We start from the raw sequence: 24,171 nt of genomic DNA on the forward strand, positions 1-24,171 counted from the left end.
TAATCGTGGGCTTTAGCTGCGCGGCGAATAACGCGGCTAAATATTTGTACGACGACAAGCCGATGAAGGTGGAAAATATCAATCCGTATTTGGTTGACGGGCCTGTAATTTTTATTGAAAATCGCAATAAGCCTTTATGCGACGTGCCTAAGATGTCTACAGGTAATCGACCGGCAGACGGCGGCGCGTTGATTATTGAAGCGGAGGACTACGATGATTTTATAAAAAAAGAACCGCTTGCAAAGCCGTTAATCAAAAGATTAGTTGGAGCTGTCGAGTTCATCAACAATAGAAAAAGATATTGCTTATGGTTAGTGGGAGTTAGTCCGGCTGAATTACGAAAGTTGCCTGAAGTTATGAAGCGTGTTGAAGCTTGTAAAAATAATAGGTTAAACGGAGCTGTTGATAGGCAGAAATTAGCAGATACGCCACATCTTTTTAGAGAAACAAAAAATCCTGAAACTTATGTTATAGTTCCTGCAACTTCATCTGAAAACAGAAAATATATACCAATAGGATTTTTAGATAGTGACACTATACCTACAAATGCAGCTCTTATAATACCTGATGCAATGTTATATTCTTTGGGAATTTTGTCATCTAACGTCCACATGGCTTGGATGCGTGCGGTCGCAGGCAGATTGAAAAGCGATTATCGCTACTCGAAAGATATCGTCTACAATAATTTCCCGTGGCCCACGCCGACGGCGGCGCAACGCGAAAAAATCGAGCGCACGGCGCAGGGCATTTTAGACGCGCGGGCGCTGTACCCGGACAGCAGCCTGGCGGATTTGTACGACGAGCTGACGATGCCCAAAGAATTGCGCGACGCGCACCGCGCCAACGACCGCGCGGTGATGGAAGCCTACGGCTTTTGGGGAAAATTAAACAGCGAAGCCGCGTGCGTGGCGGAGCTGATGAAGATGTACCGCACGTTGGCGGGGGAATCGTGATAAACTCCCCCGGTCATTTTGCAAGCAAAATGCCAGCCCCCTCTAAGAGGGGGCAAAAAATACAGTTTAAAGCATAAAGTATTTTCCTCCCTCTAAGAGGGAGGTGCCGAACAAAGTGAGGCGGAGGGAGTTTTCGAGTAACGAAAAGCTTGGCAAAAAATGCTTTACCATTATCCACAAGGGGATAGATGTAAGCGAAATGTTACTTCTATCTTACGGTAGCAAGGCCGCGCAGACCGGAACGTACGACGGCTACGGTCGTTTTGCGATGTGCAGAGAAAGTTGTGTCGCAACGGACCAAAGGGACGCCCGTTCACTGCGCGTGTGTTCTGCGCTTCTATTTTCGTTTTCCTTAGCGCATACGCGGAATGCAGCGGGGCGTGACAGTAGGCGGCGGAATCCGGCAAGCGGCTAAAGCTTCTTTTTGCATACTTTTTACCCTAAAGGGCACACGTCTTACATTAAGAAAAAGTATGAATGAGACAGAGTTAAGAGTAACGAAACGATACCGGAAAGAATGTTCGCAAAAAAATAAAGCGCGGGGGCGGTGGTGAAGTGCGGAATGAGAAAAATTTCTGTAAACGCTTCGCCATGCCTTGCGCCCAAGCTAAAAATGTAATATAATTATAAATGAAAAAGGACGTTGCCGATAGACGGTTGTCCCTAGAAGTTAATTGATTAAAAAATAACCGTCAACTTTGGTAGGGTGTGGCGGTTATTTTTTTGCATTCTGAACAACGGACAGAATAATTTCTATAATCTTAATTGCCAAATTCAGCAATCGAATCATAGTATCTATATCCATCACATCACCCTCTTTCCTTCTAATTTCCCGTAACCTAAGCTATGAGATTTCAAACTGAGAGGGCTGCAACCCTCTCCAAGGAAGAGGGACTCCCGCCTACCGTTATGGCAACGCCAAAAGTATTTTACCATAAAGCCACTATAAAGTAAACATTCTTTTTGGAAACGCTTGGGGGCGCGAAACGCGCTAGGAAAGAATGTTCGCAATAAGTAAGGGCGCAGGGGCGGTGGAGAAGTGCGGAATGAGAAAAATTCCTGTAAACGCTTCGCCATGCCTTGCGCTCAAGCTAAAAGTGTAATATAAATTATAAATGAAAAGGACGTTGCCGATAGACGGTTGTCCTTGGAAATAATTCAGTTAAAAATAACCGCTCGTTTTCTCAGGACGGGGCGGTTATTTTTTTGCACTTTTACCGCACGTTGGCGGGGAAGTGAGGGTAGCAAGGCCGCGCAGACCGGAACGTACGACGGCTATGGTCGTTTTGCGATGTGCAGAAAAATTTGTGTTGCAACGGACCAAGGGGACGCCCGTTCTCTGCGCGTGTGTTCTGCGCTTCTATTTTCGTTTTCCTTAGCGCATACGCGGAATGCAGCGGGGCGTGACAGTAGGCGGCGGAATCCGGCAAGCGGCTAAAGGCTCTTTTTGCATACTTTTTACCCTAAAGGGTACAGGTCGTTTCTTTACGAAAAAGTATGAATAAAAATATTCGTATGGAGTTTTCGAGTAACGAAACGTTACTGGAAAGAATGTTCGCAATAAACAAAACGCGGGGGCGTATCGCGATTGTTTAGCAGTACGCCGCCGCGTTATGCAATAAAAAAAGCTCCGTCCATACTGCCTGCGCAGTACGGACGGAGTATTGGAATGATGCGTCAGCTGATTTACTTTACTGGTGCAGCTCCATGTCGCGGCTAGCGACGATGTTCACGCCCAGGCCTAAAATATTTTCTACGACTACGTCGCCGGTTTTTACGGGAGCGTGCAGCTTAACGCCGCGCAGATAGCGGGCGCAGTCCAAAATGCGCTCCTTGGGCAGCACGTTGGCGCTGACTACGGGCAGCAGCGGCAGCGCGCCGCCTTCGATGGCCACGGTGGAGGTCAGCATACGCTTGGGCGCGGTTACTTCGTCGTTAGCGTATTTAGCGCCGCGAGGGCAGGTGTTGCCGGTGACGTTGGTAACGGCTCCGTTTTCAATGGTGACGGTCAGTTCGCAGCCCATGGGGCACATAATGCAGTTCATAACGCGAGTTTCAACAGCCATTTTATACCCTCCTTACAGTACCAGGCCGACGGTAACTTCGTCGCCGATTTGGTTGAATTTAGCTGCGGGGATTTCTACCGCGATCATTTCGCTGGGCTTAGCCACAGGCAGCGGTTTGGACAGCAGCGTGTTTTCGCCGCTCTTGACGACCAGCTTGACCTTGCGGTGGGGCGCCGCTACGCGCATGAACAGCTTGATTTTTTCGTCGGCCGGAATGGCGGCTGGCAGGGTGAGCTGCTGCGGTACGCAGGTGCGCACGCCGTCGACGGCTTTGACGGTAACGGTGCGGTTGTCGGCGGCCAGCTTGCCCTGCGCTTTGAGGGCGGCGTATTTGCCGGCGATTTCCGCCTCTTCGGATACGAAGTCTACCAGGTCGTGAACGTGTACGACGTTGCCTGCGGCAAAGAAGCCGTCCAGGCTGGTTTCGCGGTGCTGGTCGACAACGGGGCCGTTGGTCAGCGGGTTCATGGCTAAATCAAGGCCGCGGGACAATTCGTTTTCGGGAATCAGGCCTACGGACAGCAGCACGGTATCGCATTCGATATCAAATTCCGTACCCGGAATCGGCGTCATATGGTCGTCTACTTTGGCGACGGTGATACCGGTCACGCGCTCCTCGCCGTGGATAGCCACGATGGTGTGGGACAGGTACAGAGGAATATTGTAATCGTTCAGGCATTGTACGATATTGCGGGTCAAGCCGTTGGAGAAGGGGCAGATTTCCAGGCAGGCCTGCACCTTGCAGCCTTCCAGGCTCATGCGGCGGGCCATGATAAGGCCGATGTCGCCGCTGCCAAGGATAACGATTTTATGGCCGGGCAGATAGCCTTCCATATTTACCATGCGCTGTGCGGCGCCGGCGGTGAACACGCCTGCGGGGCGTTCGCCGGGAATGCGGATAGCGCCGCGGGTACGCTCGCGGCAGCCCATGGTCAGGATAACGGTTTTGCCTTCTAATTTCAATAAGCCTTTTTCCGGGTTGACGGCGATAACGGTTTTATTGCTTTGCACGTCGAGTACCATGGTATCGACCAGGGTTTCGATTTCAGGCTTATCTTTAATCAGCTCGATGCAGCGGTGCGCATAGCCGGGACCGGTCAGCTCCTCTTTGAAGTGATGCAGGCCGAAGCCGTTGTGGATGCATTGCTGCAGAATGCCGCCCAATTCGCGGTCACGTTCGATAACGATGATTTTTTTTGCGCCGTTCTGCCAGGCGCTGTAAGCGGCAGAAAGACCAGCAGGGCCGCCGCCGACAATAATTACATCATATAACTGGCTCATAATTATTCCTCCCCGCCGTCTACAGGATATTTTTCATAGAACATATTGGAATCTGCGCGCTCCTTGAGTACATCCGGAATGGGGATATTCAGCTCGCGGGCCAGAATCTGGGTAACGCGCGGGCCGCAGAAGCCGCCCTGGCAGCGTCCCATGCCTGCGCGGGTGCGGCGTTTTACGCCGTCCACGGTGCGGGCGCCTACGGGGGAGTTGATAGCTTCCACAATTTCGCCTTCGGTTACGGTTTCGCAACGGCAGATTACGCGGCCGTAGAGATGGTTTTCCGCAATCTTTTCCGCTTGCTCGGAGGCGGTCATGCGGACGAAAGATTTTTTCTTGGGCAGCGCAGCTTTGAAATCGGCTTTTTTGGCCGCGCCGGATACGCGGGCGATTTCGTTGGCGATGAGTTCGCCTACGGCGGGAGCCGCGGTCAGGCCGGGGGATTGCATACCTGCGGCGTTATACAAACCGGGAACGGCGTCGCAGGGGCCGATAATGAAGTCGCCGGTGCTGGAAACTGCGCGCAGGCCGGCAAATTCGGTAATGGCGGCGCCCATGGGCAGATTGGGGATGAGCTTGCGGGCGGAAGCGATGATTTCGTTCATGCCGCCGGTAGTAACGGCGTGGTCCTCTTTGGATTCCTGTTCGTTGGCGTTGGGGCCGATGAAGGTGTTGCCGTGAGTAGTGGTGCAGACCAGAATGCCTTTGGATTTTTTCGTCGGCGTGGGGAATACGACGCCGTAAACCAGGCTGCTGCACGCGGTCTTGTCGAAAAGAATATATTCGCCTTTGCGCGGGGTGATGGTAAAGCTGTCGTCGCCCGCCAGCTTGGCGATTTCATCCGCATAAATACCGGCGGCGTTGACTACGTATTTAGCTGCGATAACGCCTTTAGTGGTTTCTACGCCGGTAATGCGGCCTTCTTCTTTAATAAAGCCCAATACCTTGCAGTCGCGGATTACTTCCGCGCCGTTTTGCACCGCGCATTGAGCGAAAGCGATGGCTGCGCCGAAGGGCCAGCATACGCCGGCGCTGGGAGCCCACAAAGCTCCTTTGACGGTCGTCAGGTTAGGCTCCTGCTCTACAACCTCTTCGTGAGTCAGGATTTGCAGGCCTTCCACGCCGTTGGCGCGGCCGCGCTGCATAAGCTCCTGTAAAGTCTGCATTTCTTCGTCGGTTGTTGCAGCTACTAAAGAGCCGGTCCATTTGATATCGAGGTCGAGCTCCTTTTCCAATTCGTGATACAGTCTGTTGCCGCGAACATTGGTAATAGCCTTGAGGCTTCCCGTAGGGGCGTCGAAGCCTGCGTGCAGGATAGCGCTGTTGGCCTTAGTCGTGCCTAAAGCGACGTCCGGCTCTTTTTCAACCAGTACGCATTTCAGGTCGTACTTGGAAAGCTCGCGCAAAACGGCAGTACCCACAATGCCGCCACCAATAACGACTACATCAGCGGATTTTACAAATTCCATTCTGTCACTTCCTTGCCGAATTTTCTTGAAAATTACAAGTAAATTTTATCACATTTTGCACAAAAAAAGAACTGCCGCAGAGCAGTTCTTCGCAGATTTTTTCACAATTTCATCAAAATTTGTCCGCGCGGGACACGGTCGTTACCGCTTGAGCATGAAATAACGCAGGGGCAGACGCTTTTCCAGCCATTCGATAAAAATATCGGCGGCGGGAGTCAGGAGCAGCCAGCTTAAAATCACCAGCGCGAAGGAAACGGAACCGACGGCTATATCCGTAAACCAGTGAGCGCCGCTCATAACGCGCGGCAACGAAAAGATAAGAAAAACCGCAAGAGCTTTATAAAAAGCGTCGCGCCCAATATATTTCCACATATAGGCGGCGAAAATCAAAAGCATCATGCCGTGGTCGCCGGGAAAGCTGGCGCCGCTGCTGTCCTTTGCAGGCCAGCCGCTGAGCAGGCGCGTGAAATTAACATTATGATACACACTGTCGAAATAAACGCTGGCGCTGACGCGGTCGATGGGCAGCATGCGGTCGAACTGCTTCATGATGACGGCGCTGGCCAGCATGGCGACGCCGATGCAGAAAAGCCAGCGTTTGCCCTCGACGTTGGCGCGACGGTAATAGCCGTAGTAAATCAGCAGCATAATCGCAAAAGGCACTAAATCGAAGAGGCGCAGGTTGACGAAAGCCACGAGATATAAAAAGCCCTGGCTGAGCGCTAATTGCCGGTTGAAAAAATAAAAAACAGTTTTATCAATTTCAAACCAAAAGCCTTGGAAGGCTGTGGCGTACCAGCTGCCGAAAAGCGCAAACCCTATAAAATTGCAAACGCCGAGTAAAAGCAATTTTTTGTTTCGCATCTGCGTATCCTACTTTCAAAAAAAGTTTGCTGAAAATTCATTGCACAATTTCTTCAATATATGATACCATATTCTTGAAGGTAATGTAAGAAAACAACTTGTGAAAATAATTTACTGCCGCAAGACCAGGCCGAGGGGGGATATTTATGCGCAGGTGGTTGTTTATCGTTTTAGCGTTCCTGGTGAGCGTTCAGGCGGCGGCTTTCGCCAAAGAAAAGCAGGCGGACGTTAAGGAAGAAGGCGCGCGTCCCGCAGCTACGATTACGGTTGAAGAAATGGAGCGCCGCTGGCCGGAGCAGGACGCGGACGCAGATGTGCTTTACGTCAAGGTCAAGGACGATCAGGTGGAGGTTTACGAAGGGCTGGCGAAGGACCGCTCTTTGCGCAAGCAGCTTATTTTGCAGCTGCCCAACGCCGAAATGCTGCGCCTGTACACTTTGAATAAAGCGACCTACGAGCAGATGAGCAAGATGCTGCTCGATTACGAAAACGACAACACGAATTTTAACGGCTATAAAATTATCACGGATAAGGACTTGCCGCGCAAATTGGATAACGGCGCGCAGGTTTACCGCTTCTGGTTCATGAAGATCGAGCGGGAGAAGGCCAGCCGCCGCGGTTGGAACGTGCCTATCGGCATCGGTATCGGCATTGGCGGCCACCGGCACCACGGGCCGTGGATTGGCGTGGGCTGGTAACGGCAGAGTAAAGTTAAAAACGAAAACCAGCCCTGGCTTATGCGGCCGAGGGCTGGTTTAATTTTTCGCAGGGAAATTAGCGATGAAGTTTCAATTTTATTTGGTATGCTCCGTGTTCACCGCCTGTTGGTTGGGCGCGGCGGTGGCGTACTTGCTGAGAGCGACCTTAGTGATACGGAAGTCGCCCACCGTTCCCGGTCCGTCCAGGCAGCCGTTGGGGCAGGCCATACCTTCGAGGTAGCTGCAGTCGAGCTTGCCCGCTTCGGCGTCTTTGACAGCTTGCAGGCAGTTGTCCAGGCCGCCGGCGTAATGCGCTTGGCGCACCTGCCCGCCCATAGCGGCGACGGTGTCCTTAACTGCGGCGGTAACGCCTGCCGTCAGCGGGAAGCCGAGGCCGAGCCTGGAAGCTTCGCGTTCGTATTCGCCTGCGGGCTGCTCGGCAATTTTAATATCCTTGCCCTCCAGCATGCACATAGCTTCTTCAAACGTCAGCACATAATCGATAATGTCGCTGTGCTCGCGGGCTTCGTTTTTCTTGGCGATGCAGGGGCCGATAAAAACAGTGACGGACTTAGGCCGCTGCGCTTTGACGTAACGCCCGGCGGAAACCATCGGCGAATCGGTTTCGCTGACTTTGACTGCGGCCTGGGGCGCTTGCGTTTTAACAAGCTTGACGAAGGCCGGGCAGCAGGAGCTCGTCATATAATTTTGCTGCGCGGGAACTTTTTCGATATATTCTTTGGCTTCTTTGACGCTTGTGATATCCGCGCCGAGCCCGACCTCGACGACGTCGGCGAAGCCGGCTTTTTTCAGCGCGCTGTAAATTTGCCCCATCGTAATCTTCAACCCGAACTGGCCGACGATGGATGGCGCTACCAGCGCGACGACTTCCCGCCCGCTCTTGATGGCGGTAATGACGCGCACGATATTACTGCGCTCGTCGATAGCGCCGAAGGGGCAGGCGTTGCGGCACGCGCCGCAGCTGACGCAGATTTCGTGGTTGATGACGGCCTTGCGGTCTTCGCCGATGCTGACTGCGCCTAAAGCGCAGGCGCGGACGCAGGGACGGTGAATTTCGATAATCGCGCCGTAAGGGCAGACTTGTTTGCAGCGACCGCATTCCACACATTTGGTTTTGTCGATAAAGGCGCGGTTCTGCACCAAGCTGATAGCTTTGCGCGGGCAGTTGTTCATACATTTATGGGCGATGCAGTGGCGGCAGATATCCGTCACGTGGTAAGCTTCGATGGGGCATTGGTCGCAGGCGGCGGGCAGCACGTCGATGAGCGGCAAATCCTTGCGCTCCGGCTCGTGCAGCGTCAGCTTGGACGCTTCGATAATATTTTCTTTACACTCTTGTCCCAGCGCCATGTCGATGCGGTTTTTTAAAACGGCGCGCTCCTTGTAGACGCAGCAGCGGTAACGCGGCGTGTCCTCGCGCACCTCCTGCAGGATATCGTAAACGCGGTCGACGAGCACGTCGTTCCAGGTATAGCGGGATAAATGCTCCAGCACCATGCGGCGCAGTTGGGCAACGGCGGTCAGCTCCATATTTTGTAACCTCCTTGACAATATATTATTTAATTCTGCGTTTTAGTTTAAATTCCTGCCCAAGATTGCAGAAAAAGATTTGGAGGCGCTTAGAAAAAATAAAAAAATTTTGCTTTACCCCCTTTACAAAATCGCCGACTGGCTTTATAATAAGCCCATGAAGCAACAATGCCGTTGTTGGATGTCAATCCAAACTCCATTGTTGCTTTTTTGTTTTAGGTTTCGCAAGAGAAAATTTTTTCCTTGCGGGATAGTGCAACGAAGCACCGGGGTTGCGTAAAGCGGCCTGCGGTGCTTTCTCATTTTCGCAGGGCTAGAGAGAAAAACTTGCGAAAGCACCAAGCCAATATTATTTTTTTGAGAGGGGCTTACGTGAGTAAACCCAAAAGCGCTTCTGGTTTTTAAAACGAGAGAGATTAGGGAGGTTTTACGTATGAACGACGTACCGAAATTATTTGGCAGCTTAGTATTTAACGAAACCGTTATGAAAGACCGTCTGCCGACCGTAACTTACAAAGCCTACAAGGCTGCGGTATTAGAGGGCAGACCTTTAAATTTGGAAATCGCTAATATCATCGCTAACGCAATGAAGGACTGGGCCTTGGAGCACGGCTGCACGCACTTTACCCATTGGTTCCAGCCCATGACCGGCATCACCGCCGAAAAGCACGAAAGCTTTATTTCTCCGACCGCCGAAGGCCGCGTTATCATGGACTTTTCCGGCAAGGAATTGATTCAGGGCGAGCCCGACGCCTCCAGCTTCCCGTCCGGCGGCCTGCGCGCTACCTTTGAAGCCCGCGGCTATACCGCCTGGGACCCGACGTCCTACGCTTTCGTAAAAGATAATTGCTTGTGCATCCCGACGGCGTTCTGCTCTTACACGGGCGAAGTGCTGGATAAAAAGACGCCGCTTTTGCGCTCCATGAACGCAGTAAGCAAAGCGTCCTGCAAGATTTTGAAGCTCTTCGGTATCGATACCGTGCGCGTTAACAGCACCGTCGGTCCCGAACAGGAATACTTCCTGGTAGATAAAAAAATGTGGGAAAAACGCAAGGATCTGGTTTACTGCGGACGCACCTTGTTCGGCGCAAAATCTCCGCGCGGCCAGGAGCTGGAAGACCATTACTTCGGCATCATTAAACAAAGAGTTTTGGCCTTTATGAAGGATTTGGACGACGAATTGTGGAAGCTGGGTGTGCTTGCTAAAACCGAGCATAACGAGGTTGCTCCGGCGCAGCACGAATTGGCGCCCATCTTCTCCTCCACTAACGTAGCGTCCGACCACAACCAGCTGATGATGGAATTTATGAAGCGCGTAGCGCTGCGTCACGGTCTGGTTTGCCTGCTGCATGAAAAACCCTTTGAAGGCGTGAACGGCAGCGGCAAGCATAACAACTGGTCCTTGAGTACGGAAGAAGGCATGAACCTTTTGGATCCCGGCAAGGAGCCTTACAAGAACCTGCGCTTTTTGACCTTCCTGGCCGCAATTTTGAAAGCGGTCGACGAATACCAGGATCTGCTGCGCGTATCCGTAGCGAGCGCCGGCAACGACCATCGCTTGGGCGCTAACGAAGCGCCTCCGGCTATCGTTTCCGTTTTCCTGGGCACGGAATTGACCGCAGTTTTGGAAGCTATCGCCGCCGATAAGGTTTACACCGGCAACCCCGAAGCCTTTATGAAAATCAGCGACGACACCATTCCCGCATTGGTAAAAGACAATACCGATAGAAACCGTACTTCTCCCTTCGCTTTCACCGGCAATAAATTTGAATTCCGTATGCTGGGCAGCATGTTCTCCATTTCCGGTCCCAACATCGTTTTGAACACCATCGTCGCCGAAGAGTTGGACGGCTTCGTCGACAGGCTGGCGAACGCTCCCGATTTGGAAGCCGCAGTTTACGATTTGGTAAAAGAAACTTACCTGGCGCATAAGCGCATCGTTTTCAACGGCAACGGCTACACCGACGAATGGGTGGAAGAAGCCGCTAAGCGCGGCCTGCTGAATCTCAAATCCACGCCGGAAGCTATTCCGTACATGGGCGCTCCGAAAAATGTGGCGCTGTTCACGAAGCATAATATCTTTACCGAAGCGGAAGTTAAATCCCGTGTGGAGATTTTGCTGGAAAACTACAGCACGACAATTTCCATCGAAGCCGCTACTGCGCTGGATATGTTCCACAAGGATATTTTGCCGGCAGTCAGCGCTTATACCAACGATTTGACTAAAGCCGCTTTGGATAAAAAAGCCGCTGGCATCAGCGCAGGCTTTGAAGCGGAGCTGGCAGATAAGTTGAGCAAACTGAGCGCAGAAATGTACGCCGCTTCCGTGAAACTGGAAAAGGATATGCACGAAGCAGCAGCTATCGAGTGTAGCAAGAAGCAGGCTACTTTCTATCATGACGTAGTATTGGAGGATATGGGCGCGCTGCGCAGCGCGGTCGATGCGGCCGAAGCTTTGACCGGCGGCAAATATCTGGATTATCCGACCTACGGCGAGCTGCTCTTCGGCGTCAACGAGTAAGACGCTCGCGGCGAGCGCAACTTAGCTACATTGTTTTGATACACAACGAGGTGTATCCCGCAAGGGGTACGCCTCTTTCTTTTAGCTTTTCATTTGCGAACACTAAAGAGTGCCTAAAAAATAACATGCCGCAGGCATGAAAGATATAAAATATCCATATTTGTATTTTGTTTTGAGGGGTGACTAAGAATGGATAAATTTGCAGCAACCGACACCATATGGGTACTCATTGGTGCTTTCCTTGTATTTTCCATGCAGCCTGGCTTCGCAATGGTAGAAACAGGCTTTACCAGAGCTAAGAACGCGGCCAATATCGTTATGAAAAACGTTATGGACATGTGCTTGGGCTCTATCGTCTTTTGGATTATCGGCTTTGGACTGATGTTCGGCACGGATATCGGCGGCTTCATCGGCACGCCGGACTTTTTCGTACAGGGCGACTATGGCGCCAGCTATCCGTCCACCGTATACTTTATTTTCCAGACCATGTTCTGCGCTACGGCGGCGACTATCGTTTCGGGCGCTATGGCCGAGCGTACTAATTTCCTCGTCTATTGCATCTACAGCGTTGTTATCAGCGCCTTTATTTATCCCATCAGCGGCCACTGGATTTGGGGCGGCGGCTGGCTGGCGCAAATGGGCTTCCATGATTTCGCCGGGTCCACGGCGGTACATATGGTCGGCGGCGTCGCTTCCTTAATCGGCGCGCGCATGATTGGCGCTCGTATCGGCAAATATAATGAAGACGGCAGCGTTAACGCTATTCCGGGACACAGCATTCCGCTCGGCGCTTTGGGCGTGTTCCTGCTGTGGTTCGGCTGGTTCGGCTTCAACGGCGCTTCCACCGTCTGCGCTACGGGCGACGACGTGCTGACTTCCATCGGTTCGATTTTCATTACTACTAATATGGCTGCCGCAGCGGGCGCTACGGCGACGATGATTTACACCTGGGTTCGTTATGGCAAGCCCGATGTTTCCATGACGCTGAACGGCGTGCTGGCCGGTTTGGTCGCTATCACCGCGGGCTGCGATATGGTAAGCCCTGCCGGAGCTTTGATTATCGGCTTGGCCGCAGGCGTGCTGGTAGTTGCTTCCGTCGAATTTTTTGACCATACCTTGAAAATCGACGATCCTGTCGGCGCAATTTCCGTACATGGCGTGTGCGGCGCTTTCGGCACTATCGCAACCGGCCTTTTCGCGTTGGACGGCGGCCTGCTGTATGGCGGCGGCACGGATTTCCTGCTCATTCAAATTCTTGGCGTTGTAGTCGTAGCGGTTTACGTAGCGATTGCGATGACCATCATCTTTAAAGTTTTGGATAAAATCTTCGGTCTGCGCGTCAGCGAAGAAGAAGAAATCAAGGGCTTGGATATGGAAGAACACGGTCTGCTCAGCAGCTATGCCGACTTCATGCCCACAGCTACCGTTGAAGCTCCTGTCGCTGCTTATACCGCTCCCGCAGCAGTAAAAACTCCGGCTGTTAAACCTGAAGGCGCGGCTAAGCTGAGCAAGGTGGTTATCATTACTTCGCAGAACCGCTTTGAAGCTTTGAAAACTGCGCTGGATAAGTTGGGCATCACCGGCATGACCGTAACTAAGGTTTTGGGTTACGGCATTCAAAAGGGCCAGACGGAAATGTACCGCGGCGCTGAAATAGCTGCGCATCTGTTGCCCAAAGTTAAAGTAGAAATGATTGTGTCCGCTATTCCTGTGGCTGACGTAGTCAACACCGCTAAAGCAGTGCTGTACACTGGTAAATACGGCGACGGCAAGATTTTTGTTTATGACGTCGAGGACGTTGTGAAGATCCGCACCGGTGAAACCGGCTTCGACGCTTTGCAGGACAAACCTATTGAAGGTTAATTATATTGCTTCTCCCTAATTACTCCCTAATATAGCAGAAGAGACCGAAAGCCCTTGCGTCATGCGGGGTTTTTGGTCTCTTTTGCATTGAAACAGAGTTAAAACAGCGCAATTTATTTTTAGAGCTGCTTTTTGGGGCAGGGCTTTTACATATAAACGTATTTTTATATATACAATCAGTATACAGCGTGATAAAAACAAACAAAACGCGACAGAATGAATAAATGCCGTATATTTATGCAGCTATACTGCATAAATACGCATAGAAAAATACAGAAAGACAGGAAAATAATCAAGTTACGTCCGATAATATAAATTATGTGAAGAATGCACTGCTGCTATGTTTGCAATAGCACTGCGCCGGGGACAAGGTAGCAGCGCCGTCAATTCTCTTTTCTTTTTAAAATTATAGGCCTCTATTGTAGAGCTGTGCTGTGACAGTAATTTTTATAAATGCCGGGTAAAGTGGCATGGTTGAACGATTTTTGCCGTTTTTAGGGCTTAAAAAAGTGTCACAAGTGTCACAAAAGATTGTTTAAAAACAGAAAACATAAAGCGAAAATTAAGCAATTTTCAACGATTTGGTCATAAAAAATGTGCAAATTTCTGTGACACTGTCACAAATTATTTATTAAACTTTATAAAACGGCTCTTTTTGCGTGAAAACGGCGGCGAAAAAGCCAAAAACAAACCAGCAAAGCGGCCACTATCTAACGCTTGCAATGCGTATAAATGCGCGTTATAATATAAATAAAAGGCGGTGAAGTGTTGAAAACGGCAGAGCTTATAAAGCTTCTAAAGAAGCACGGCGTGTACCTGCTGCGCGAGGGCGGGCGGCATAGTCAATATTACTGCCCTCCGACGGGCAAGGTTATTATGATATGGCGGCACGCTAAAGAAGTACCAACGGGGACGGCCAACGCGATATTAAAGGACGCAGGGCTTAAATAAGCGCGGATAGAATGGAGAGTGAAACGCATGAAATATATTTACCCGGCTATTTTTACGTTAGATAAGAGCGATAAGGCTTTTCCCAACGGCGTATATCAAGTAAAATTCGTTGATTTGGATACTTGCTATACATTCGGTAACACGTTGGAAGAAGCTTATGAAAACGCGGCGGACGCTTTAAATCTTGCTTTATGGGATTTGGAGGAACGCAAGGCCGCAATACCGGCGGCGACGGCGGTCAGCGAGGTACATTGCGGCACTGATGCCTTTGTTTCGCTTGTTACTGCTGATACCTTAGAGTATCGCAAGCAGTACGACACAAAAGCCGTCAGAAAGTCGCTTACTATACCGCGCTGGCTGGATACGCTGGCGCAGGAAAATAATATAAACTTCTCCAACATTTTGAAAAGGGCGCTGCTGAAAGAGCTGAATATAAGCCCGCAATAGCAAAGCGGGGGCTTATGGACAAAAGTGGACATATACAAAATTAAAGCCTTTTGCGATATTAGCGGCGTGTAAAGGGCAAAGACAAAAGGCAAAAGCACTGCAAGCGCAAATAGCGGCAGCTATGGGCTTTTTGTCACTAGATATTTAACATAGGGGCAAAGGGCAAAAGGCGGGAGAGCAAAAGCTTTTCTGCCTTTAGTGTTTTTTTGGTAGCATATAGCTGCTATAATAATCTTGTTAGGGGGTGGCCAGCTTGCAGACAATAGCGGTATTTGAGGAATTACAAAGGGCACGCGCCGCAAGAAAAAGAGCTTTGGAAGAATTTGAAGCGCTAAAGCAGAGGGCGGACGGCGTGGGCGCGGTAAAATACAGCGCCGCAAAGAGCTGTAACACCGGGGCAACGCATAGCAGCGTGGAGAGCATGGCAATTTTGCTAGATATGGCACACGAGCGCTTTGCCGACGCAGTAAATAAGGAATGCGGGTTGATGAAAGAAGTTATGCAGCTTATAGATTTAGCGCCTATGAGTATAGGCCGGGTAGTCCTTTCGCGGCGCTATCTTTTGGGGCAGAGCATAACAGAACTAGCAGAGGAGCTAGACATATCAATCAGCTATGCACACCGGGCGCGAAATAAGGCCATGAAAGAGCTAGCGGCTATACTTGAGAAGCAAACGGCAGCTTGAAAGTATATAGGGACGTGCTTTTTGTTTGACAGCGCCTTTTATAGCAGCCCGCTAGAGCGTTCAATTTTTGTTTGCAAGTAAATTTACCTGTTGACGATAAAAACCGCGTGGCGGTGCAAAGGCGGCGACGTGGGCGGCATATTTGCATAATCCGGCTTGAGTATTACGCAAAAAACTTGTCACGCAGCTTTATTATATAATAAGCAATAACTTAAAAGTGATTGACAATATAATAACTTAAAAGTATAATGAGAGCAGGGAGGGGAAAACGGTTTGCACAAGATATATTTTTACAAAGACAAAAGCGGCAAAACACCAGTGGCCGATTATATCAGAGAATTAGCGGGCAAATCTGATAAAGATAGCCGTATAAAGCTTAGGAAAATACAAGATTATATCAACGCTTTGCGCGAATATGGCTTGAAGCTTACAGAGCCATATATTAAACACCTTGACGGCGAAATTTGGGAGCTAAGGCCATTACGGGACAGAATACTTTTTGTTACATGGTATAACGGCGGCTTTGTGTTGCTTCACCAATTCATGAAGAAAACGCAGAAAACACCTGCGCGGGAGATTGAGAAAGCAAAGCGGGAGCTTGCCGACATGATAGAAAGGGGCGTTGATTATGAATAATTCGGTTATCGGCGGAACATGGGACGAATTAGAAAAAGAGCTTTTCACGCCTGAGGAAATAGCGGCCAGCAATTTCAGAGTGGCCATTATCGGCGAATTGATTAAAGCGCGGCAGGCGCAAGGCCTAAGCCAAAAGAAGCTAGAGGAATTAAGCGGCGTGAAGCAGCCTATTATCGCAAGAATGGAAAAGGGCGTCACAAGCCCACAAATCGATACGCTTTTAAAAGTGCTTGCGCCATTAGGTAAAACGCTTGCGGTCGTGCCGTTGGAAAAATAAAGGGGCGTTGCATACCGGCGGCGGGATAGTTTGTATAAAGCTATCCTGCTTTTTTATTAGCAGGGCGGCGACAAGGATTATTTCCGCGCGAAAAGCGACTAGGGCAGAAACGGAGGCATATTATGGCGATTACACGCAAGATGATTTATAAAGACGAACCGCTTACAGAAGCGCAGATTAAAGAATTGGACGCGCTGGAAAGCCGCCCGGTAGAGTTCGACGCAGACTGCCCGGAATTGACGGCAGACCAATTAAAGCAAATAGCGGCGCAGGCCAGGGCTAAAAGAGTTACCCGCCGTCAAGTGGTAGCATTGAGAGTGTCGGCTGCCACGCTGGAAAAGGCTAAGGCAACAGGCCATGGCTATACTGGATTTATGAGCAGGCTTTTAGACCTTGCGATAAATAATCCGGAAATGGTAAAGCGCTGCCTATAAGAGCAAAGCAGGAGTGTAAAAGCTTCTGCTTTTTTTTATTTTGCCGACGGCATAGCCGCACACTATGCTTGCAAATGGCTGGATAGGTATTAGAGCAGTAACAGCCCAAAGAAAAAGCAGCGTTCGCACACGCGGCTTTTATATCGGCGGCAAAATAAAATGCCCCACAGTCTAGCACACTGCGGGGCATTGCTCCTAGTGGAGAAGCGTTAAAACTCTTTGCACGGTAAGAATACCACAAGAGCCAAAAAAGTCAAATGACAAAACAGCATGAGGTGGCAAAATTTACTTGCAGGGCTGACCAGCGGCGCGGCAAAGCCTAATAGCAAGGGGCTATTTTTCGGGGGCGGGGGTAGAGTTTGGCTTAACGTCGTCGGCGTGCGTTGGCGGCGTTTTTGGGCGTTGGCTACGCAGAAACTCTATATAAGTTTTTATTTTGTCGAATTCATCTTCACTAATACCAATTAAAACAAGCATGGCAAAATAATTAAGCCATTCTATATTTTTGGGCTTGCTTTTATAAAACCATAAATCCAATAACATAAATTTATCGGTTGTAAAAATTGCTTGGCGTTTTTGCTGATGGACTAGAGATAAAAAAGCAGAAATAGAATTACAAGCAAGCTCATCTGAGGGTATTAGTTTATCTAGCGGTACATCTAGTGCGCTATGTAGCTTTAGGAGCATTTCAAGCGGAATATCTGTTACTATCCTCTTTTCGTATTTATATATAGCAGGAGCTTGAAGCCCCAAAAGTTGCGCTAGAGCCTCTTGCGTCATTCCTTTATTTTTTCTAGCTTGTCTTATTATTGCGCCAGCGTCTTTTGATACTTTCATTTTTGCGTATTCCCTTTCAATATGTACTTGTATTATACGAAAGTTCAACGAAAAACGCAAGGAACGCAAGAAAAACATCTTGCAAGACATTTATTTTTGTGTTAAGAAAAAACATCTTATAAGACAAAAAGGAGGGCTGCTAAAATGAATAAAGAGTTGTTCAAATATCATGCGGCTAAAAATCGCGATACTATGCGAGATGTTGCCGAAATTTTGAATATCTACCCGCAAACTTTATCAGCGCGCTTAAATGGCCGTTATGGCAAGTTTTCACTAGATAATATAGCCATTTTGCGCGAGCGTTGGCATTTAACGGCGGAACAATGCGCCGAAATTTTTTTAGATTAAATACATCTTGTGAGATGTATTGGGCGGGCAAGCTGGCGGCGACTTGTCAAAACTTGTCATTGAAAACCTTATAAAACCTAATACGCTACTTATTTTTCGTTGTTGGTAAGTTCAGAGCCATAAATTTTGTTTCTAAAGGCGGGGTCAGCAGCTAGTTTATAATAAAAAGCTTCTAAATAACGAATTTTATTTTTTATTTGCTTTATTTTTTCAATATCTAAATTTTTGTTTAAAGCTTCTAATTCATTGTTTATTTCTTCAAATATTTCTTCTTGTGACACAAAGGCATAATCTGAAAAAATTTCAGCGTTCAACTCTTTTGCAAATTTATCACGAAAGGCTACATTGGCAGCCTTTTGCCCTTTGGCTATTAGCTTTTTCACAAAATCAAAAAAATCTGTTGCTGCTAAATTTAAATTTACCCCAGTTTCTAGGTGATTTAAAATATATCCATTTACAATAGATTTATTGTCTTTGACAGCGTCTTTAAATGACAAATACTCTGTAAAAGTACCTTTAGTTACGCTTATACCGTATTGAGACAATAAAGAAATATATTCTTGCTCTGTACTTGTTTTATAATTTAATAGTTCATTTGGCGTTATATTTAAAACCTTGCATAATTCAATAATAAAGCCTATGCGCGGCTCCGTATTAGTGGTTTCATACCTGCCAATCATAGACGCAGGCACCAAAAGGAGCTGGCCTAATTCTTTTTGTGACAATCCAGCTTTTTCACGCGCTGCTTTTAAGCATTCGCCGAAATTCATAAAACAACACCTGCCTTTTTTTGTTTAAGTTTATCATGTAAAAAGCTAATACGCTATAAAAAGCTTGACAATATAGCTAAATAGATACTAAAATAAAAACAGTATCTATTTAGCTATTAAAGTGGGGTGAAAATATGCAATTAGTAATTAACACAAAAACTCTAGGCTTAGCCATGGCAGAGCAACAACTTAGCATAACAGAATTGCAAGAAAAGGCAAAAATAAGTCAAGCTGTTATAAAAAGCATTAACGCCGGAAAATCGGTAAAGCCTGCAACGCTGGGCAAGTTAGCGGCGGCGTTAGGCGTAGAGCCTAAAGAGCTAGTATAAAAGCCTTGCCCTATTATCGGCAGAGCTAGAAAGCGAGGCGAAACACATGAACAAACTGGAAAAAGACTGGGTATTTAACGAAATTATGCGGCATTTGTCAACACATGGGCGCGGCGGCGATTTTGGCAGTTATACGGCGGGGCGCGTTGACGCGCTTGTCGAGTTTCTACGGAATGCCGGGTATTACAGGCAGTTTTTAAAATGGCGCGCGAAGCAATGCAAGTAAACGCCTATTTTGGGGCGCGTAGGACGCGCTAGGAACGTTATTTGGCAATGCAAACGCTCAACAGGTATAAAGTATCGCGCCGCCGATTTGCAACGCTTAAAATGGCGTTAGGGCGGTAATATGAAGAAAGGAATGGTAAACCATGTTAAACAATCAAAACGCTATTACAGAACAAGAAACAGCCCTGCAAAACAATATGGAGGCAGAGCCGGTTTATATTAACTGCCGCGAGGTTATGCGGATAACGGGCTTGTCGCGCGGCAAAGCCTACGAGCTTATCAGACAGTGTAATAAAGAATTGGCGGCGGCGGGCAAGTTCATTCGGCGCGGCATGGTCAACAGACACTACTTGAATAAAAAATTATAAGCCCTGACTTGCAGGGCTTTAGCGAAAGGGGCGTTCAACATGAGAAAAGCTAATTATCAAAAAGCCGCTTTTTACGTATGGCTGGCGGCGATGCTGGCCTTTATCGCCACTAATGCGGCGGCGAAATTCTTTTGGCTAGGGGGTCGTATAGCATGACTGGACAAAAGCAAATCGGGGGGGTACTTTGCCGCAAATGATTTATGAAATTGTATTGCATACGCCGTGCTTACTGGACGATGCAGAACACGCGCAAGCTTTCAATGGCGTGTTAAAGCGTCAGGGCGAATATAGCGCACGCTGGACGTGTATGCTAATATATACGGCTGGCGTTCTGATGGGCATAAGGCAGGAACGGCAGCGCAGACATAAAAAAAGACATTCCAGCGCGGGCGGCGCGGAATGCCTAAGGCTAAGAAGCGGAAAATAAAGCTTTTTAGCAGCTGTTAGTTCTTTAATATTTTAACAAATTAAGCCGCTTTCCGTCAAGCAATAATGCAAGGCGGGGCGGCTCATTTTATATATTAAGGGGGTACACTATGCAGAAAAAATTATTAACGCTTGACGATATAAGGCCATTGTTAGAGGGAGCAAAAGAAAAGGCGAACGGCCATATAATAGCCACGTGCCCGCTATGCGGCAAGGCGGAACACCTGCATATTGACGAAAAGGACGGCGGCCAGCTTTTAGTTTATTGCCAAAAGTGCAGTGCGCCGGGCGCGGATTTTTTCAAAGAATGGCACAGACTGCTTGACGATGGCAGCGCACACGGGCAGGATACTTACAGCAAGGCCGCCGCTAAGCCAGCGCCGCCAAAGGCAACGCCGCCAAAAGACCACGGGGCGCAAATAGAGGATTATTACCACGTTTACAGAATGCCGGACGGCGCAGAGGTTTTCCGCAAGCGGCGCAGGAAATGGGCAGACGGCCACAAGGCTTTTAGCTTTGAGTTTATGGACGGTACCGGTAACAAGCGTTATTCTAAGCCGGAAAACAGCAATAATTTATATAATCTAGACCTGCTGGAAAAGGCCGCGCCAACGGATACGCTTTACATTGTAGAGGGCGAAAAGTGCGCCGACGCTATGACGGGGCAGGGCTTTTTGTGTACGACGGCTTGCACGGGCGCGCAGAAAAGCATTAAGTTTACTGATACGGACAAGGCCGCGCTGGCCAAATTCCAAAAGCTGGTTATCATTCCCGACAATGACGAAAAAGGGCAAAGCTACGTAGAAGCCTTTGCAGAATTTAGGCCGTATATCTTGCGTCTGCCGTCATTGTGGCCAGTTTGCCCGCCTAAAGGCGATATAGCAGATTATTTTGCACAGGGCGGCGAAGCGGCGGCGGTAACAGGCGCGGAATGCGAAGCGCCGCCAGCCCTGCCGCTGGAATTAAACGCGGAAACGATAAAGGGCTTTAGCGCTGCCGACATAATCGGCGACGGCGTTTTTACGGCGCTTTTCGCTATTACAGACCAATACAAGCGGGCGCAGATAGAGGCGCTGCTGAATACCAGAGCGGCAGAGCTAAAGACCGCGCGGAATTTTGCCAAATGCCTAAAGGCTTATAAAATGACGCGGGCGCAGGAAAAGCGCGGCGGCCACGTTACGCAGTTCCCGGAGCAGCCGTTAGAATTGAAGCTATCCGACAAATGGGGCGGCGATGCAAGCGGCGTGTACTGCTGGAAACAGGCGGGCGACGAATACGTTAAAGAATACGCCAGCTATACGCCTGTTATGCCAATAAAGCTTTTGCACGATGTAGAGCAGCGCACGGATAAGATAGAGCTTGCCTTTTATCGATACGGCCACTGGGAGAGCATTATTACAGACATGAACGCTATCGCCAGCAAGTCCAAAATATTAACGCTTGCTAATTACGGGCTGGACGTAAGCGAAGGAACGGCAAAGCTTTTAATAGAGTATCTTGCGGCGGTTAGAGCTTTAAACAGCGACACGCTGCCGCGCCAAAACATTGTAAGCCGTTTGGGATGGATTGGCGGCGACTTTGTGCCGTATAGCGGGGGCTATGTTATCGACGGCGGAAGCCACGCAGACCTATTAGAGGCAGTGACGCTTAAAGGCAGCCTGCAGGCTTGGGTTGATGCCGTAAAGCCGCTGCAGCAGGATATCCGTTTTAGGTTGACGCTTGCGGCGGCGTTTGCAAGCGTGATGCTGGAAAAAGTAGACGCGCAGCCGTTTATCTTGCATTTGTGGGGGCAGAGCGGCAGCGGTAAAACAGTAAGCTTGCAAATTGCGGCCAGCGTATGGGGACATAATACGCTTATCGGCTCAATGAACGCCACAACTAACGCGGCAGAACATAAAGCGGCGGCGCTCCATAACATACCGGTATTATGCGACGAATTGCAGACCGTCAAAACATACGGGCAAAATAATTATGATGCGGTCATTATGCGCTTGTGCGAGGGCACGGGCAGGGCAAGATTAAACGTAGAGGGGGCAAGCCGTCCGGTTACAAAATGGCATAACTGCTTTATCGTTACAGGGGAGGAAACACTTTGCAAAAAGAACAGCGGCGGCGGCGCGGCTAATCGTGTTATAGAAATTGAAACTGGCGCAAGTATATTGCCCGCCGGGGTCGACGTTGGGGAATTGCTGGCCACGGCGGCGACTAATTGCGGCAACGCCGGGAAAGCGTTTGTAAATGCCCTGCAAAGTATGGAGCTGAAAGAGCTGCAAGACCTTTGCAAAATGTCAGTAAGCATTATAACGCAGACTTGCAAAACCACAGGCAAGCAAGCGGCGGCGATGGGGCTAATATACGCGGCAGACTGCCTTGTAAGCGAGCATATTTTTAATAACCGCGCCGACATACTCAAACCGGAACAGTTAAAGCCGTTTGTAAAAACTCTTGCCGCCGTCGACGTAGCGGAACGCGCCAAAGAATTTATTATAGGCCATATAACAGCACATCAAGCTAATTTTGCGCCGGTAGGGGAAAAATTCGCGCCGTCTTATACCTTTTGGGGCAAATTACTTTGCAGAAACGCAGACCAGCAGGTCGATGGCGTGCAGATAATTAAGCAAGTATTAGACGCAGAGCTTGCGGCGCAAGGATTTGATTTAAAAGCAGTTTGTCGGCGCTGGATTGAAAACGGCTTTATGCAAGAGGGCGGCGCGCAGCAAATACGGCTAAACGGCAACGACAGGACAAGGGTATTAACGCTAAATTTCCGCCTTGCTATCTAGTTTTATAAAGTTTTATAAATGTTTTGTGACAGGCTGTGACAAATTTTGTGACAGAAAAATCGCTCAACCATGCGGCTTTAAGCCCTGCTGTCACAAAAATATTACTGTCACAAGAAAATAATATATACTTAAGTAAAAAAAGAATTGGAGGGGAAACGCTTAATGACAATAGAGCAGTACGAAACTAAAACAAAGGGTAAGCTATGGCGTTATGAATGCGGTTATCGTGATTGGCAGGGCATTTATAAACGGCGCAAGCAGTCGGGATTTAAGACGAAAAAGGAAGCAAAGGCAGCGCAGCAATATTTCCTCGATACGGTAAGCCAGCAGCCTAATATATTATTTGCAGCGCTGGTCGGCGAATACCTAGAGTATTACAGGGCAAGGCGCAAAAAGCAGACAGTGGCCACGGCAGAAAGCTATATAAAATACGCTATATTGCCGTTTTTTAAGGATATGTTGATAACGGATATAACCGCCGCCGCCGTGAGCCGCTGGCAGAACGAAATAATAAAGAAATATGCCTTGACTACACAAAGGCAGATACAAGGCAGGTTGTCGGCGATATTAAACTATGCAATGCGCTTTCGCGGCCTGCGTATGAATGCGGCGCGTGAAGCCGGGAGTATAGGCAAAGACCGCGCAGGCCGGGAACAGATATGGAAGCTGGAAGAATTTAACCGATTTATCGAATGCGTACCGATGGAGTATAAAGCGGCGTTTATAGTGCTATTTTATAGCGGTATGAGGGTAGGGGAATTATTAGCGCTGACGATAGCTGACTACAACGCGGCAGAGCGCAAGCTTAATATCGATAAAAGCCTTTCGCGCGTACATGGGCAAAACATTATAGGGTACACTAAGAACGATAGCAGCAGGCGCGTTATTACGGTGCCTGACATTGCCGCCGCCGCGCTAGACGAATATATAAGCCATTTATACAAGCCGCGGCCATATGAGCGCATTTTTGAGCTTATAAGCAGGGATAAACTACAATACAGGCTAAAGAGGGGAGCAGATGCGGCCAACGTGCCGCCGATACGCATACATGACTTAAGGCATTCACACGCTAGCTTACTAGTGCATATCAACGAAAATATTAAGGTTATACAAAAGCGGCTGGGGCATAGCAGCATTAAGACAACGCTAGGAACATATGGCCACCTATACGAGGAAGCCGACGCGGAAACAGCGGCGCGGCTGGACGGATTAACAGAGCAGAAAAAGGGGCAAAAATTTTAAAACCATGAAAACGCTAGAAAAGAAAGTTAAAATACAGTAACCATAAAAACAAGAAAGCACTATAAAAATTAAAAGTAGGGATATTCGAGGTTACTCCCTAATATAGCAGAAGAGACCGAAAGCCCTTGCGTCATGCGGGGTTTTTGGTCT

The 24,171-nt window shown here is 48.9% G+C and carries 23 protein-coding genes; 16 read left to right on the forward strand and 7 right to left on the reverse strand.

The window, feature by feature from the left end; genetic code table 11:
- On the forward strand, positions 1–953 hold a 953-nt coding region (locus Q4E64_RS00005; RefSeq protein ID WP_303165565.1), incomplete at its 5' end, for a type IIL restriction-modification enzyme MmeI.
- A 1,691-nt stretch (positions 954–2,644) separates the two neighbouring features.
- Here the strand turns inward: Q4E64_RS00005 and Q4E64_RS00010 are convergent.
- The 4 genes from Q4E64_RS00010 to Q4E64_RS00025 all read right to left on the reverse strand — a co-directional run bounded on the left by Q4E64_RS00010 (position 2,645) and on the right by Q4E64_RS00025 (position 6,630).
- A complete protein-coding gene (locus Q4E64_RS00010; protein ID WP_303165567.1) occupies positions 2,645–3,019 on the reverse strand; it encodes a DUF1667 domain-containing protein in 375 nt (124 codons plus the stop codon).
- Positions 3,020–3,031: 12 nt separating this feature from the next.
- Positions 3,032–4,300: an NAD(P)/FAD-dependent oxidoreductase gene (locus Q4E64_RS00015; protein WP_303165569.1), complete on the reverse strand. Its 1,269-nt coding sequence runs from the start codon at positions 4,298–4,300 to the stop codon at positions 3,032–3,034.
- Between the two features lie 2 nt (positions 4,301–4,302).
- Positions 4,303–5,766 carry an NAD(P)/FAD-dependent oxidoreductase gene (locus tag Q4E64_RS00020; protein ID WP_303165571.1) on the reverse strand — a complete coding sequence of 488 codons (1,464 nt, stop codon included), beginning with the start codon at positions 5,764–5,766 and terminating at the stop codon, positions 4,303–4,305.
- A 141-nt stretch (positions 5,767–5,907) separates the two neighbouring features.
- Entirely contained in the window at positions 5,908–6,630 is a 723-nt protein-coding gene (locus tag Q4E64_RS00025) for a phosphatase PAP2 family protein (protein WP_303165573.1), read from the reverse strand.
- Positions 6,631–6,776: 146 nt separating this feature from the next.
- On the opposite strand from Q4E64_RS00025, the gene Q4E64_RS00030 reads away from it, so the two are divergent.
- Complete coding sequence (locus tag Q4E64_RS00030; protein ID WP_303165575.1) at positions 6,777–7,328, forward strand: hypothetical protein; 552 nt, start codon at positions 6,777–6,779, stop codon at positions 7,326–7,328.
- 96 nt (positions 7,329–7,424) lie between these two features.
- Here Q4E64_RS00030 and Q4E64_RS00035 read toward each other — a convergent pair whose 3' ends face one another.
- Positions 7,425–8,879, reverse strand: coding sequence for a 4Fe-4S dicluster domain-containing protein (locus tag Q4E64_RS00035; RefSeq protein ID WP_303165577.1), 1,455 nt, complete (start codon positions 8,877–8,879; stop codon positions 7,425–7,427).
- 433 nt (positions 8,880–9,312) lie between these two features.
- On the opposite strand from Q4E64_RS00035, the gene Q4E64_RS00040 reads away from it, so the two are divergent.
- From Q4E64_RS00040 to Q4E64_RS00080, 8 genes are all read left to right on the forward strand, one after another.
- Positions 9,313–11,400, forward strand: a complete 2,088-nt coding sequence (locus tag Q4E64_RS00040; RefSeq protein ID WP_303165579.1) for a glutamine synthetase III — start codon at positions 9,313–9,315, stop codon at positions 11,398–11,400.
- A gap of 189 nt (positions 11,401–11,589) precedes the next feature.
- A complete protein-coding gene (locus Q4E64_RS00045) occupies positions 11,590–13,263 on the forward strand; it encodes an ammonium transporter (RefSeq protein WP_368501458.1) in 1,674 nt (557 codons plus the stop codon).
- Between the two features lie 765 nt (positions 13,264–14,028).
- Positions 14,029–14,214, forward strand: coding sequence for a type II toxin-antitoxin system HicA family toxin (locus Q4E64_RS00055; RefSeq protein ID WP_303165581.1), 186 nt, complete (start codon positions 14,029–14,031; stop codon positions 14,212–14,214).
- A gap of 27 nt (positions 14,215–14,241) precedes the next feature.
- Entirely contained in the window at positions 14,242–14,661 is a 420-nt protein-coding gene (locus Q4E64_RS00060; protein WP_303165842.1) for a type II toxin-antitoxin system HicB family antitoxin, read from the forward strand.
- 313 nt (positions 14,662–14,974) lie between these two features.
- Positions 14,975–15,346 (forward strand): hypothetical protein, encoded by a 372-nt coding sequence (locus Q4E64_RS00065; RefSeq protein WP_303165583.1) that lies wholly within the window; start codon positions 14,975–14,977, stop codon positions 15,344–15,346.
- Between the two features lie 273 nt (positions 15,347–15,619).
- Positions 15,620–15,982: a type II toxin-antitoxin system RelE/ParE family toxin gene (locus Q4E64_RS00070; protein ID WP_303165584.1), complete on the forward strand. Its 363-nt coding sequence runs from the start codon at positions 15,620–15,622 to the stop codon at positions 15,980–15,982.
- Positions 15,975–16,259 (forward strand): helix-turn-helix domain-containing protein, encoded by a 285-nt coding sequence (locus tag Q4E64_RS00075; RefSeq protein WP_303165586.1) that lies wholly within the window; start codon positions 15,975–15,977, stop codon positions 16,257–16,259. The genes Q4E64_RS00070 and Q4E64_RS00075 overlap by 8 nt, the downstream gene beginning before the upstream one ends.
- Before the next feature lie 140 nt (positions 16,260–16,399).
- Positions 16,400–16,693 (forward strand): BrnA antitoxin family protein, encoded by a 294-nt coding sequence (locus tag Q4E64_RS00080; RefSeq protein WP_303165588.1) that lies wholly within the window; start codon positions 16,400–16,402, stop codon positions 16,691–16,693.
- A gap of 333 nt (positions 16,694–17,026) precedes the next feature.
- On the opposite strand, the gene Q4E64_RS00085 is transcribed toward Q4E64_RS00080, so the two are convergent.
- The gene (locus Q4E64_RS00085; RefSeq protein WP_303165590.1) at positions 17,027–17,530 is read right to left on the reverse strand and encodes a helix-turn-helix domain-containing protein; all 504 of its coding nucleotides are present in this window, start codon (positions 17,528–17,530) and stop codon (positions 17,027–17,029) included.
- A gap of 144 nt (positions 17,531–17,674) precedes the next feature.
- Between Q4E64_RS00085 and Q4E64_RS00090 the strand changes: the two genes are divergently transcribed.
- Positions 17,675–17,878 (forward strand): hypothetical protein, encoded by a 204-nt coding sequence (locus Q4E64_RS00090; protein ID WP_303165592.1) that lies wholly within the window; start codon positions 17,675–17,677, stop codon positions 17,876–17,878.
- An 89-nt stretch (positions 17,879–17,967) separates the two neighbouring features.
- Here Q4E64_RS00090 and Q4E64_RS00095 read toward each other — a convergent pair whose 3' ends face one another.
- Positions 17,968–18,648, reverse strand: a complete 681-nt coding sequence (locus Q4E64_RS00095; protein WP_303165594.1) for a helix-turn-helix domain-containing protein — start codon at positions 18,646–18,648, stop codon at positions 17,968–17,970.
- Positions 18,649–18,782: 134 nt separating this feature from the next.
- On the opposite strand from Q4E64_RS00095, the gene Q4E64_RS00100 reads away from it, so the two are divergent.
- The 5 genes from Q4E64_RS00100 to Q4E64_RS00120 all read left to right on the forward strand — a co-directional run bounded on the left by Q4E64_RS00100 (position 18,783) and on the right by Q4E64_RS00120 (position 24,021).
- A complete protein-coding gene (locus tag Q4E64_RS00100; protein WP_303165596.1) occupies positions 18,783–18,977 on the forward strand; it encodes a helix-turn-helix transcriptional regulator in 195 nt (64 codons plus the stop codon).
- A gap of 46 nt (positions 18,978–19,023) precedes the next feature.
- Positions 19,024–19,203 (forward strand): hypothetical protein, encoded by a 180-nt coding sequence (locus Q4E64_RS00105; protein WP_303165598.1) that lies wholly within the window; start codon positions 19,024–19,026, stop codon positions 19,201–19,203.
- Positions 19,204–19,345: 142 nt separating this feature from the next.
- Positions 19,346–19,570: a hypothetical protein gene (locus tag Q4E64_RS00110; protein ID WP_303165600.1), complete on the forward strand. Its 225-nt coding sequence runs from the start codon at positions 19,346–19,348 to the stop codon at positions 19,568–19,570.
- A 536-nt stretch (positions 19,571–20,106) separates the two neighbouring features.
- Positions 20,107–22,779 (forward strand): DUF927 domain-containing protein, encoded by a 2,673-nt coding sequence (locus tag Q4E64_RS00115; RefSeq protein WP_303165602.1) that lies wholly within the window; start codon positions 20,107–20,109, stop codon positions 22,777–22,779.
- 162 nt (positions 22,780–22,941) lie between these two features.
- The gene (locus Q4E64_RS00120) at positions 22,942–24,021 is read left to right on the forward strand and encodes a site-specific integrase (RefSeq protein ID WP_303165604.1); all 1,080 of its coding nucleotides are present in this window, start codon (positions 22,942–22,944) and stop codon (positions 24,019–24,021) included.
- Positions 24,022–24,171 lie beyond the last annotated feature (150 nt).

The organism is Phascolarctobacterium sp. (assembly GCF_030531065.1).
In the GTDB taxonomy this organism is placed as follows: domain Bacteria; phylum Bacillota; class Negativicutes; order Acidaminococcales; family Acidaminococcaceae; genus Phascolarctobacterium_A.

Coding starts and splice junctions, on each gene's coding strand:
- Q4E64_RS00010 (WP_303165567.1), bottom strand. CDS start 3,019: ATGGCTGTTGAAACTCGCGTTATGAACTGCATTATGTGCCCCATGGGC.
- Q4E64_RS00015 (WP_303165569.1), bottom strand. CDS start 4,300: ATGAGCCAGTTATATGATGTAATTATTGTCGGCGGCGGCCCTGCTGGT.
- Q4E64_RS00020 (WP_303165571.1), bottom strand. CDS start 5,766: ATGGAATTTGTAAAATCCGCTGATGTAGTCGTTATTGGTGGCGGCATT.
- Q4E64_RS00025 (WP_303165573.1), bottom strand. CDS start 6,630: ATGCGAAACAAAAAATTGCTTTTACTCGGCGTTTGCAATTTTATAGGG.
- Q4E64_RS00030 (WP_303165575.1), top strand. CDS start 6,777: ATGCGCAGGTGGTTGTTTATCGTTTTAGCGTTCCTGGTGAGCGTTCAG.
- Q4E64_RS00035 (WP_303165577.1), bottom strand. CDS start 8,879: ATGGAGCTGACCGCCGTTGCCCAACTGCGCCGCATGGTGCTGGAGCAT.
- Q4E64_RS00040 (WP_303165579.1), top strand. CDS start 9,313: ATGAACGACGTACCGAAATTATTTGGCAGCTTAGTATTTAACGAAACC.
- Q4E64_RS00045 (WP_368501458.1), top strand. CDS start 11,590: ATGGATAAATTTGCAGCAACCGACACCATATGGGTACTCATTGGTGCT.
- Q4E64_RS00060 (WP_303165842.1), top strand. CDS start 14,242: ATGAAATATATTTACCCGGCTATTTTTACGTTAGATAAGAGCGATAAG.
- Q4E64_RS00075 (WP_303165586.1), top strand. CDS start 15,975: ATGAATAATTCGGTTATCGGCGGAACATGGGACGAATTAGAAAAAGAG.
- Q4E64_RS00080 (WP_303165588.1), top strand. CDS start 16,400: ATGATTTATAAAGACGAACCGCTTACAGAAGCGCAGATTAAAGAATTG.
- Q4E64_RS00085 (WP_303165590.1), bottom strand. CDS start 17,530: ATGAAAGTATCAAAAGACGCTGGCGCAATAATAAGACAAGCTAGAAAA.
- Q4E64_RS00090 (WP_303165592.1), top strand. CDS start 17,675: ATGAATAAAGAGTTGTTCAAATATCATGCGGCTAAAAATCGCGATACT.
- Q4E64_RS00095 (WP_303165594.1), bottom strand. CDS start 18,648: ATGAATTTCGGCGAATGCTTAAAAGCAGCGCGTGAAAAAGCTGGATTG.
- Q4E64_RS00100 (WP_303165596.1), top strand. CDS start 18,783: ATGCAATTAGTAATTAACACAAAAACTCTAGGCTTAGCCATGGCAGAG.
- Q4E64_RS00105 (WP_303165598.1), top strand. CDS start 19,024: ATGAACAAACTGGAAAAAGACTGGGTATTTAACGAAATTATGCGGCAT.
- Q4E64_RS00110 (WP_303165600.1), top strand. CDS start 19,346: ATGTTAAACAATCAAAACGCTATTACAGAACAAGAAACAGCCCTGCAA.
- Q4E64_RS00115 (WP_303165602.1), top strand. CDS start 20,107: ATGCAGAAAAAATTATTAACGCTTGACGATATAAGGCCATTGTTAGAG.
- Q4E64_RS00120 (WP_303165604.1), top strand. CDS start 22,942: ATGACAATAGAGCAGTACGAAACTAAAACAAAGGGTAAGCTATGGCGT.